At 31.4% G+C, this 11,845-nt stretch carries 12 protein-coding genes; 4 read left to right on the top strand and 8 right to left on the bottom strand.

Translation table 11 applies throughout. From position 1 onward, the window contains the following. Positions 1-140: 140 nt before the first annotated feature. The 3 genes from B2989_RS07935 (at position 141) to B2989_RS07945 (ending at position 3,124) form a co-directional block, all read left to right on the top strand. A complete protein-coding gene (locus tag B2989_RS07935) occupies positions 141-1,214 on the top strand; it encodes a hypothetical protein (RefSeq protein ID WP_292946955.1) in 1,074 nt (357 codons plus the stop codon). Between the two features lie 528 nt (positions 1,215-1,742). After that, entirely contained in the window at positions 1,743-2,624 is an 882-nt protein-coding gene (locus tag B2989_RS07940; RefSeq protein ID WP_292946957.1) for a zinc-dependent peptidase, read from the top strand. 80 nt (positions 2,625-2,704) lie between these two features. Further along, positions 2,705-3,124, top strand: a complete 420-nt coding sequence (locus tag B2989_RS07945) for a CBS domain-containing protein (RefSeq protein ID WP_292946959.1) — start codon at positions 2,705-2,707, stop codon at positions 3,122-3,124. A gap of 65 nt (positions 3,125-3,189) precedes the next feature. On the opposite strand, the gene rpe is transcribed toward B2989_RS07945, so the two are convergent. From rpe to B2989_RS07965, 4 genes are all read right to left on the bottom strand, one after another. After that, the gene (gene rpe, locus B2989_RS07950; RefSeq protein ID WP_099568010.1) at positions 3,190-3,852 is read right to left on the bottom strand and encodes a ribulose-phosphate 3-epimerase; all 663 of its coding nucleotides are present in this window, start codon (positions 3,850-3,852) and stop codon (positions 3,190-3,192) included. Positions 3,853-3,895: 43 nt separating this feature from the next. Further along, entirely contained in the window at positions 3,896-4,303 is a 408-nt protein-coding gene (locus B2989_RS07955; RefSeq protein ID WP_145006133.1) for a BLUF domain-containing protein, read from the bottom strand. Positions 4,304-4,442: 139 nt separating this feature from the next. Then, positions 4,443-5,306 (bottom strand): sigma-70 family RNA polymerase sigma factor, encoded by an 864-nt coding sequence (locus tag B2989_RS07960; protein WP_028284293.1) that lies wholly within the window; start codon positions 5,304-5,306, stop codon positions 4,443-4,445. A gap of 217 nt (positions 5,307-5,523) precedes the next feature. Continuing rightward, a complete protein-coding gene (locus B2989_RS07965) occupies positions 5,524-6,492 on the bottom strand; it encodes a hypothetical protein (RefSeq protein ID WP_292946966.1) in 969 nt (322 codons plus the stop codon). A 117-nt stretch (positions 6,493-6,609) separates the two neighbouring features. On the opposite strand from B2989_RS07965, the gene B2989_RS07970 reads away from it, so the two are divergent. After that, on the top strand, positions 6,610-7,272 hold the full coding sequence (locus B2989_RS07970) for a hypothetical protein (protein WP_292946969.1): 663 nt from the start codon (positions 6,610-6,612) through the stop codon (positions 7,270-7,272). A gap of 56 nt (positions 7,273-7,328) precedes the next feature. Here the strand turns inward: B2989_RS07970 and B2989_RS07975 are convergent, their stop codons facing one another. The 4 genes from B2989_RS07975 to B2989_RS07990 all read right to left on the bottom strand — a co-directional run bounded on the left by B2989_RS07975 (position 7,329) and on the right by B2989_RS07990 (position 11,840). Continuing rightward, on the bottom strand, positions 7,329-8,528 hold the full coding sequence (locus B2989_RS07975) for a glutamate-5-semialdehyde dehydrogenase (RefSeq protein ID WP_292946972.1): 1,200 nt from the start codon (positions 8,526-8,528) through the stop codon (positions 7,329-7,331). 16 nt (positions 8,529-8,544) lie between these two features. Beyond that, positions 8,545-9,324, bottom strand: a complete 780-nt coding sequence (proB, locus tag B2989_RS07980; protein WP_292946974.1) for a glutamate 5-kinase — start codon at positions 9,322-9,324, stop codon at positions 8,545-8,547. Positions 9,325-9,326: 2 nt separating this feature from the next. Beyond that, positions 9,327-10,133: a pyrroline-5-carboxylate reductase gene (proC, locus tag B2989_RS07985; protein ID WP_292946977.1), complete on the bottom strand. Its 807-nt coding sequence runs from the start codon at positions 10,131-10,133 to the stop codon at positions 9,327-9,329. A gap of 282 nt (positions 10,134-10,415) precedes the next feature. Then, positions 10,416-11,840 carry a glycosyltransferase gene (locus tag B2989_RS07990; protein ID WP_292946980.1) on the bottom strand — a complete coding sequence of 475 codons (1,425 nt, stop codon included), beginning with the start codon at positions 11,838-11,840 and terminating at the stop codon, positions 10,416-10,418. Positions 11,841-11,845: the final 5 nt, after the last annotated feature.

An 11,845-nucleotide genomic window follows, 5' to 3' on the forward strand; every position in this document is an offset into this window, starting at 1 on the left:
GCTCTCGTCATTTAAAAATTACTAAACTACTTTCCATTAGGCTCGATCCTTAAATCCAGAAAAATAATATTTGAAAAGGTTAAAAAAAACCATTTCATGATTCGTACGCTTTCGCGAAAGCTTCTAATAAAAAATAATCTATGACAAGAGAAAGTCTGTACGAATTAGTTTGGTCTAAATCGACAACAACCATATCTCAGGAATATCGGATATCAACAAATGATTTGAGAAAGTTATGCAGATATTACGATGTACCGCTGCCACTTCAAGGCTATTGGTCAAAGATTAAGCATAATAAGCCTACTGTTGTTACAGAACTACCAGAGAGTAATAAACAAACTATAGACGAATACCAATTATTGAAAAGAAATGTTGGAGATGATGATATTCCATTTTTTAAGTCGCCATTTCTAAAGAGAGTTTATGAAGTTAAAAATGATAAGAGTTACAAACTTACAGTTCCTACCACGCTAAAGAATGCACATCCATTAATAATTAAGACCAAAAAAAGTCTTGAAGCTTATGATAAGATCCTTGAAACAGATTATTACGAACGTCGCAATCATTTCGAGAATACATTACCTATCCATACAGATAAGAAATTGAGAAATCGAGCTCTTAGGATAATGAATACGATTATTACGAATATCTACGATAAAGGGCACTCTGTTAGTTTTAGAAATAAGACTACCTGCTCCGTAGAAATGTTCGGTCAGCAGACAGAAATAAACCTAAGGCAGAAGATTAACCGAATCAGAGAAAAAGATGAAAGTGGATACGGTGGAGATCAATGGGTAAAATCTGATAAACTAGAATTTCAAGCCGGTCCATCTTTTAGTCAAAAGAATTGGATTGATGGCAAGAAGAAAAATCTTGAAGATTACATTCCAAATATCTTAGTATGGATTGAGCAAGATTGTCAATATTGGCATGATCTTAGAAAGCGCCAAGCAGAGGAAGAGCTTATAAGAAATATAGAACGTGAAAAAGAGCAAGAAAAACTTAAAATCATTCAGCTAGAGAACGAACGGTTTGAAGAGCTCCTTGTCGATAGTGAAAAGTGGCATAAAGCCACTATCCTTAGAAACTACATTCAAGCAACCAAAAAAAAAGCCGAGCAGAATAACGAATTGAACGAAGGCAAGAAAAAGTGGATTCAATGGGCTTCTAGCAAAGCTGATTCAATTGATCCATTAATTAATGATCAGTTATAATTATTTAATTAACCATTCTTGGCATTTTTCAGGTTTCGAGTTGCTTTGATAAAATTTGCATAACCATTAACAAAGTAAGTCGAAGATATTAGAAGTCCATAAATTACTATCCCACCAATTAACACTTTGGTTATTGGATGCTTAATAATATTCATAGCGTCTATTTCAGAATGAGAGAATTTATTGTTTTTAATATTTAAGTTCTTTGTGATTGAATGAATTTTCTTCTGATTTTGTTTAGTCATAGAGTTTCTTAATGATAATTATAAAAGTGACTGTAAATTGGATTGGATTGAAGATGAAATAATTAGACTAATGTCCTCGTTCAAAAAGTTTGAACTTTGTCCCATCGAGGTCACAATTTTAATTAAAACCAAACGCTGTTTCAAGTTTTCTGAAGTAGTGATTTGGTTTTTTTATTATCAATAAAAATAATCTTAATTTAAGTATATGTGATATATAAAAATCACTTTCTTTATTTTTAATTTATATTTAATTAATACACATTTTAAAACCGGACAATAATTAATGTTATTACAAGCTAAGGCAGAATTAGATGAAAACCCATTGGTGTACAAATATGTCTTAGGTGTAATATCTGTGTTGTTAGTATGCTTTTTGGTAATAGCTGGCTTTATTTGGTTATTTAAATTGGTAGAAAGTATTTATATTGACTATATCGCTAGAAAACCATTATTCCGTCATTTTTACCTTAAATTAAATGACTTAACTCCAGGACAAAGACAAATACTAGAAAGTAATTTCAAGTTTTATAAAAGACTTAATTTAAAAGAGCAAGGCTACTTTAGGCATCGGCTTCATAAATTTTTAAATAATACCGAGTTTGTTGGTAAAGAGCATTTAGAAATTAATGATACACATCGTGTTTTAGTTTCTGCAACAGCAGTAATGCTAACCTTTGGATACAGAGATTATAAAATTGGATTAGTAGACAAAATATTAATTTATCCCACTACTTTTTACTCTAGCTTAGATAAGACCTACCATAAAGGTCATTTTAATCCTGCTTACAGAGCTGTGATATTATCTTGGGAAGATTTTATGATTGGTTATAAAATTGAAGATGATAATCTTAATTTAGGTATACACGAATTTATACACGCTCTACACTTAAGCTATTTGCAAACCGAATTTCAAAATGATGTAACTGCATATCTATTTTTAACAGGTTTAAAGGAGTTGCAAAGTTATATTAATGACAATCCAGTTTATAAAAGTAAACTAGTAAATTCAAATTATTTTAGGGCATATGCTTTTGAAAACAACTTTGAGTTTATCGCTGTTGTTGTCGAGTCTTTTATCGAAACTCCTCAAGATTTTAAAGCACAATTTCCGGAGCTTTATAAAAAGGTTAGGCAAATGCTTAACTTTAATTTTAAAGGCTATTAAATAGGTTTTTACTGACTTTTGTCATGTTTTTTTAAGTATATAAAAGGTAACTTTATTACTATAATTTAAAAGCCAATAACATGAAAAAAAGAACTCCAGTATCAGACATAATGACTAAAAATGTCATTACCTTAAATACAACTGACGATTTAGATAAAGCAGAAAATTTATTTAAGCTTCATAGCATTAGACATATTCCTGTGGTTAGTGGAGATGCTATAATTGGAATGTTAAGTTATACAGATTTACTTAGAATTAGTTATGCAGATGCAACAGATGATCAGGATAGTAATGTAGACACAGTTGTATATAATATGTTTACAATACAGCAGGTTATGGCTAAAAATTTAATAAGTGTGTCTAGTAATACGACAATAAAGGAGGTAGCAGAATTATTGTCTAAAAAAGAATTTCATGCATTACCTGTGGTAGATAACAATGTTTTGGTTGGGATTGTTACTACTACAGATTTAATTAATTACTTAATTAATCAGTTTTAGGGTTAATAATAAATAATTAAGTAATTAAAAAGGCTCCATAATATGGAGCCTTTTTTTTATATCTATTAACCGTTAGCTAATGCTTTCAGGTTTTTTATAGCGTCTTTTTGGTTTTCGCTTTTAAAAACGTGACTACCAGCAACAAAAACATCTGCACCAGCTTCAACTAGTTTTTCAATGTTTTTATCTGTTACACCACCATCAATTTCTATTTTGGTATCAAGACCTTGCTCGTCTATCATTTTTCTAAGTTTTTTTACACGTTGGTAAGTAACGTCTTCAAACTTCTGACCACCAAAACCAGGATTAATGGACATAAGTAAAACCATGTAGCATTCTGGAAGTATATCTTCTAAAACAGATACAGGAGTTGTAATATTAAGGACAACACCAGCTTTACAGCCAGCATCTTTAATTTGTCTTAATGTACGATGTAAATGTACAGTAGACTCGTGGTGTACAGTAATAATATCTGCACCTACTTTTGCAAACTCCTCAATATAACGTTCTGGTTTTTCAATCATTAAATGCACATCTAATGGTTTAGTGGCATGTTTTTTAATGGCAGCAATAACTGGCATTCCATAAGATATGTTTGGTACAAAATGGCCATCCATAACATCTATATGGAACCAATCGGCATCACTGTTGTTAACCATTTCAGTATCGCGTTGTAAGTTGCCAAAATCGGCAGCAAGCATTGAAGGAGCAATTAATTTAGAAGACATTTATTTTAGTTTTGTGTTGTTTGCACAAAGCTAACATTTTTTATTAGTGCTCGCTTAGTAGCTCTTCAATAATTTGCAAAAACAGTGGACTATTTTCAATATTGTTTTGTTGTAAATCGCTAACAAATTTTTGTAATCCATAAAGTGTATCAGTATCCTTAATTACAGCATAGCCAATATCAAAGGACTTAAAACTTAATTGCGATATGGATTTATTTAAAAGTTCTAATATATTAAAGTGTCTACGATCCTTTTTAATCTCTTCGTAAACTGTGTCAATTATTATAGGATTACCTTCAAGTATCTGAAAAAACACATCATCTCTTTTAACTAAAACACCTGTAATGTTATGGCTATTGTTTTTTAACTGAGTTTGATTAAAAAGTGCCTCAAACTCTAGTAAGTTTAGGTTAGCATTAGCTTGGCTTTTATAGCAAATGGTTTTTAACATAAATAAATATAATAATAAATTTTAAATAATAATACAGTAGTATTTTAAATGAGTGAACCCGAAGTAATCAGCTTCGGGTTCTTTCATCAATCAAAAAACGAACAGTTATGAATAACTGTTTGTTACCGCAACTTAGGTGTTATCCTAAGTAAGTTTTTAATATTTTACTTCTAGACGTATGTTTTAATCTACGTATAGCTTTTTCTTTAATTTGTCTTACACGCTCTCTAGTAAGGTCAAAAGTCTCACCAATTTCTTCTAACGTCATTGGGTGTTGGTTACCTAAACCAAAGTATAATCTAATAACATCAGCTTCACGAGGCGTTAGTGTTTCTAAAGCACGCTCAATTTCAGTACGTAAAGATTCGTGTAATAATTCACGATCTGGATTTGGTGACTCACCAGAATTTAATACATCATATAAGTTAGAGTCTTCACCTTCAACTAAAGGTGCATCCATACTAACGTGACGACCAGAATTTTTCATAGACTCCTTAACATCGTTAATAGTCATGTCTAATTCCTTAGCAATTTCTTCTGGACTTGGTGGACGCTCATGCGCTTGTTCCAAGAAAGCAAAAGTTTTATTTATTTTATTAATAGATCCAATCTTATTAAGCGGTAAACGCACAATTCTAGATTGTTCTGCTAAAGCTTGTAAAATAGATTGTCTAATCCACCAAACAGCATACGAGATAAATTTAAATCCACGCGTTTCATCAAAACGTTGTGCAGCTTTAATTAATCCCAAGTTACCTTCATTTATTAAATCCGGAAGCGTTAACCCTTGGTTTTGATATTGCTTAGCTACCGATACTACGAAACGTAAATTAGCTTTAGTCAATTTTTCAAGTGCAACCTGGTCTCCAGCCTTGATACGTTGTGCTAATTCTACCTCTTCATCTGCGGTAATTAAGTCAACTTTTCCAATTTCTTGTAGATATTTATCTAACGATGCGGTCTCACGGTTAGTAACCTGCTTGGTAATTTTAAGTTGTCTCATCTAAAAAAGTGTGATTATTTTTTTTGTGAATATTTTGCTATCAATAGTTATACGTATACAATCCACTTTTTGTTACAAAAATTAGTAATTATTTTTTTAGCGTTACCCATTTAAGCCTTTTTGTAAGCTTAAATGCGTCAGGCTGTACGTTATATCTTTTTTGAAAAAAAACAAAAAAGGATGCCACTTCCATCCTTAACGCGCTTACGGTTGCGACTTACTCAAAATCTAATAGCTGTGTGGCAGCAATAAGTTGCTTTAAAGCGTCAATTTTACTATACAGTTTATTAAAAAAACGATTACGTTCTTTTTCTCCAGCAGTATTTAATAATTTACTATTCTGTAACTGCTTTTTTAAAAAGCGTTCAGCTTCCTCACACGTGTGCCTGTCCTCAGTTTTATAATAAGATAGCAAAGTAAAAGGCACATATAACATTTGGTTATTAGGCGTACTAACCAGAACATTGTTATTCATTAAATGTAACTCATTATAATACAGTAAAAAAGGATGGTCTTCCGACGTTAATTTATTAAAAATAGATGTGATTAATTGTTTTAATAAATCACATAACTGTAATGCAGATTTAGAGCTTACTTGTCCAGCCTGAAAGTAAAAATGTATTTGTTTTAAAGTACTATTAATAGTTGTAATGTCCCAAACTTCCTGCGTGTTTAAGGTACTATACAAACTACCTAGTCGCTTTCCGGCTTCAATTAAAGATGGGCTTGGAGCAAAATTATCAAAACTTTTACTGGCTAATTTAGGGTTTAGTAACTTAAGCCAAACATAATATTTAAACTGGCTTAAAGCATCGCCATTTAAATTGTAAAATAACGGTATATCCTTAGCCGAATATAATATGGTGCTGTCCTTTTGCTTTAATAAGGGTAATAAAGACTGATAAGAATCTTCAAAATAGTGTTGCAATTCTGTTTCATTCTCTATTTGCTTCGTTTTTTCAATGGTTACAAATTCATTAGCAGTCGTTTCAAATAACCTGTCTAATGACACATTGTAGTATTTAGCCAATGCAACACTTTCATCTAAAGATAATTTACTTTTTAAGCTAACACGTCTATGTGCAGCATCATAACTAATATCTAACGCAGTTGCAACAGCATCTATTACAGAAGTATTATTTGGCAGTTGTGCTTTTAAATAAGCTAAAAATGAAGTTTGAAACATGTAGTAATTTACTAATAATTTGCGAAAATCGCAAAAATTACTTTTACTATTGGCGGATTAGCAAAAATTTTATGTGATTATAACAATAATTTTGAATCAAATTTTAAAACTATAATCATGAAAAATTTATTAATTACTATTATATTTTTTGGAGGTTTACAGCTATGTATAGCGCAAAAGGATACTATCTACGTGACCAATAGTAATCAATATCATAGTTATATGGACGACTACTTTAAAAAAGTGACGTTTAAAATTGGAGGAGGTGTTATGTTGCCTCAAGGTAAACTGAAAAATTATTTTGGAGTCTCTCCATTAATCGAGCTAAGTTTGGACTTTCCAGTTACTAATAAAAAGTCTTTAGAATTAGCTTTGCAATTTGTCGTTCCGGATCAAAAACAGTCTTTTAAGTATGTTAGAGCTTTGGATACTATTCAGGCTAAAGCTGCTTTTATGTTTAATCCTATGTTGAGGTTTAAAAAAAACTTGAGTCAAAATGTTAATTCGCAATTACATGTTAGCTTTGGTATTGGTGCTTCAATTATTAAAACAGATGCAAGAAATCCCTTTTATACAGGAGACAATGATACAGAAGAAAAGTACGAAGTTATTACTGCATTTTTAATTTCGCCAACTTTAGATTACGTCAAAAAATTTAGAAATAATGAAGAGTTAACCTTTGGTCTAGGTTTAAATTATGCACCTTATAAAATTGAAGGTGCAGTTCAGGAAAATGTGGGATCTGTGTATATAACACCTAAAATATTATACAGTTTTTAGTTTGACATTATAAAAAAATCCGATGAATGTATCATCGGATTTTTTAAATAGTTTTTTTAAACTCTAACTTGGCCATCACCAAATACATAGTATTTATTTGTTACTAATTGTTTTAGTCCCAAAGGTCCTCTGTGGTGTAATTTGTCTGTGCTTATGGCTAACTCTGCACCAACTCCCATTTGTCCTCCATCTGTAAATCTAGTAGAGGCATTGTGGTATACAGCAGCACTATCAATATGATTCATAAAATGTAGTGCTTCAGTAGTGTTTTCGGTTATAATAGCAGCAGAATGTTTACCAGAGTGTGTATTAATCATATCTATAGCTTCGTCTAATGTGCTAACTTCACCTATAAGTAGCTTTAAGGCTAAAAACTCTTCTTTCCAAATTGCATCTTCTGTTATTTTTTCAGTAGAATCTAAAAGTTTAGCAACGCTATTATCAGATAGTATAGTGACATTATGTTGCTCCAGCTTTTGTTGTAGCATTTTAAGTTTTAATTGGTATTCTGGGATGTTTTTATTAATTAATACCTTGTCTAAAGCATTGCAACCAGAAATTTTATCTGTTTTTGCATTTACAATTACACCAACCGCTTTACTCCAATCGGCTTGTTCTGAAACATATAAAAAGTTGTTACCTCTACCACTAACTAATACAGCACAGGTAGCATGTGTTTTTACAAAATTAATTAAACGCTCTCCACCTCTCGGGACTATTAAATCCAATGGTTCTGTTGGGTTTTTTAAAAAGGCTTGTGTTTCTTCTCTTTTTAAATGTAAAAGTTTAATCCAATCTTTAGATAGTCCGTTGTCTTCTAACGCTTGATGCCAACATTTTTCTAAAATAAGGTTACTGTTTAACGCTTCTTTACCACCTTTTAATAAAATTTTGTTGTTGGCTTTAAAAGCTAACACTGCAGCTTCAATGGTGACATCTGGTCTAGATTCGTAAATAATTAATATTGTACCAAAAGGAGCAGTTGTGTTAACAACATTAAGTTGATTTTTAAGCGTTAAATTTGATAGCTCTTGACCAACAGGATCATCTTGACTTAATACTGCTTTAACAGCCTCAATCATTTCATTTACCTTTTTATTGTTTACAATCAGGCGGTCAAACAATGCTTGATCGTCTTTGTTAAAAGCGTCTAAGTCTTTTTTATTGGCAGCAATAATATGTTCTCTTTCATGGTCTAAAATCTGTATCATTGATTTTAGAACATTATTTTTTATATCTGTATTTAATAGTTTCATTAATTTAAATTTTTAGTTAGGCACAAATAAACTTTGTACCAATTTGTTTATTATCTATAATATCTACCATTACATTTTCGCGTTTACCATTAGCAATATATGTTGGTATGTTTTTACGTGCTGTGACTTTTGCTATTTTTAATTTTGAAGCCATTCCACCACGACCTTCTCCTTCTTTTTTACCAGAAGCACACACGTATTTTTCTACATTCTGGTTAGTTTTAACTTCATGTAATTTAACCGAGTCTTTATGGTCAGGATGACCTGTATATAATCCATCAGTATCTGACAAAATAATTAATCTATCTGCATCAATTAATTCTGCAACCAAGCTAGCCAGCTCGTCATTATCAGTAAACATAGACATGGTTAAGGATACAGCATCATCTTCATTTGCAATAGGTGTAATGCCCTCAGACAACAAACCTTCGTAACAGTTAATCATATTCTCTCTGTATTTTCCTAAGTCAAAATCACGTTTTGTGGCTAAAACTTGAGCGCAACGCATACCGTAATCATGAAAAATGCTATAATAATGTCTCATCATTCTGGGTTGGCCAACAGATGAGTAAACTTGGCGTCGTATTGACGAGTCTTCAATTTGCGTGTTTCCTAAAATTTCTTTTCCGGCAATTGCAGATCCAGAAGAAACTAATACGACCTTAATACCACGTTCGTACAATACTGCAATTTGCCTAACTAGTTCTCTTAATACAGGTCCTAATATTCTGTTGTCTTTATTTGTTAGCACGTTGGTACCTACTTTAACTACTACGCGCTTTATATTATCTTCCATTATTATTTTTCTTTTCCTAATTCAACAGCTCTATCAAACGCAGCGTAAGCAGCATCTTGGATAAGTTGTTTTACATTATTATCTTCCATACTATTAATTGCAGCTTGAGTAGTCCCTCCTTTAGAGGCTACTTTGTCAATCCATTTTTCTGGAGATATATCGTTTTGACTAAATAATTCTATAGCACCTTCAAAGGTGTTACTTACTAAAACTTTAGAGTCATAATCCGAAAAGCCCATTTTTAAAGCAGCTTCTAACATGGACTGCATAAAATAAAACACATAAGCTGGACCACTTCCGGAAATTCCGGTTGAAGCATCTATAAAGTTTTCGCTACTAACTTCAATCGATGTTCCTGTGGTATCTAATAAATGTCTTATCATTAAAAGCTCTACTTTAGAAACAGATGCGTCACCAGTGTACGAGGTCACACCTTTACCAACCTTAGCTGGTAGATTAGGCATGGTTCTGATCACTTTTTTTATACCTAAGCCTTTTTGAATGGAGTTTATAGTAACTCCTGCCATAAGAGATACAAAAATTTGCTCTTTATTTACCATGCGCTTCATTTCTGTAAATAGATCGTCACAGTGGTAGGGTTTTACTGCTAAAAAAATAATGTCTGCCTGTGGTAAGCAATCTGTTAAGGACGTGTAAACATTAAATTTAGGTTGTTGTCTTAAGGTTTCAATTTTTTTAGGATCGGTATCAAAAATTCTTAATTTGTGTTTATTTAATAATGAAGAATTTATCATTCCTTCAGAATAAGTTAAACCCATGTTTCCGGCTCCTATTACTAATACTTTCATAATTTGTTTTAATTAATAAATTAACTGTCAGTATCATAATAGCCACAATTACTGTGCGACAGTGCCAAAACGAAATTTTGATTTAAAGAATTTAGATTTTTATAAAGATTTGTATTGATAATTGTGATATTGAAAATTTAAGAAGTAAATAGGTGGCAATATCTAAATTGATAAAATTAAGAAACGGGTTAATTGTGACAGTCTGTCGGTGACAAATTTTGATGTTTGTACCAATCTGAAACAATTAACCCGTTTAAAATAGGGGTGTTTATATAAAAAAAACTATTTTTTTTCGACTAACCCTCTTGTTAGCCAGCCTCTTCTATTTGCTGTTGCAATTGCGTAAGGTGTAATCCAAAACAATCCAAAGGTGTATAAAATACTATATGAGTATGCCCAAAACCCTTGATAAGTTTTATATTTTTTAGTAAAAAATAATAAAGAAAACGTCGATAATATTAAGATACTTACTAGAGTAGACCCAAAAAATAACAATGGATGTACCATAACAAAAAACAACATGAATATTATTAAAGGATAACTCATTATTAGTTTAGAAAATTGACTAAAAAATAATAATCTAGTTCCTAATTTATTTCCTTCTCTAAAGTTAGTGAATACATATTTAGCCATTTCTAAATTTTCTCTAACATTACTTCTTCCCCAACGTATAAACATTTTGTATAGTCCTAAATACTCTTCAGGTACATTGGTATAGGCAATAGCATTACTTTGAAATAAAACATGATCACCTTGTTTTAAAATCATATTAGTCATAGCTCTGTCTTCTCCAATATCTGAAGGTTGTCCCATAAAAGTTTGATTAATCCATTCTGGTAAGACTTCAAAAACAGCAGTTCTTTTATATGCAGCTAATGCTCCTGGAGTACATAAAACAGAGTTTAAATTGCTTTCTGCAGAGCGTACAAATTCAAAACTCATTACAAAACTTACGTCAAGCATTTTAGGAAGCATCTCTGATTTGTTATTTAGCACCCTAATGTTTCCAGCTACAGCTCCACATTTTTCATTACCTACAAATGGACTAACTAAATTTCTTAAAGTATCTTTAGTAACAATGGAGTCGCTATCTACGGTTACAAAAATATCTCCTTTACCAAGGTTAAAACCACGATACAAAGCATGGCGTTTACCTTTGTTTTTAGGTTGTTTATATATTTCTAAACGGTCTCCTAATTGTTTTTTAGCATCAACCATCCAATCCCAAGTGTCGTCTAAGCTACCATCATCTATTGCTAATAGTTGTAATTTATCTTTTGGGTAGTCGCTTTTATCCAAGCTCATAAGCGTATCCCAAACTTGTTTACCTTCATTATAAGCTGGTACTATAATAGTACAGGTTGGTAATTCTTGGTCAGTCACAGATGCAACTGGTTTGTACTTAAAATAATTATAGGCTGTGTATAAAAAGAATAAAACTTTGTATGCAAATAAAGTAGTTGCCACGTATATAAAAGTAAGCCCAATTTTAGTGCTCATTTGTGACGTATTAAATGCGTCAAAATCGTTATGGAATATATAAAAGAAATAGACACCTAAAATAATAAGTAAAAAGGTGCTAATTAACACTAATCTATTTTGTGGACTTCCAGTGATGCCTTTACTATGAAAAAACCCGTTGATTTTATTTACTATTTTTTTTCTATTTGATACAGTTTTAATTGTGTTGGTAGTTTTTGTAGCCATAAAAA

Source organism: Olleya sp. UBA1516 (assembly GCF_002323495.1).
Lineage (GTDB): Bacteria > Bacteroidota > Bacteroidia > Flavobacteriales > Flavobacteriaceae > Olleya.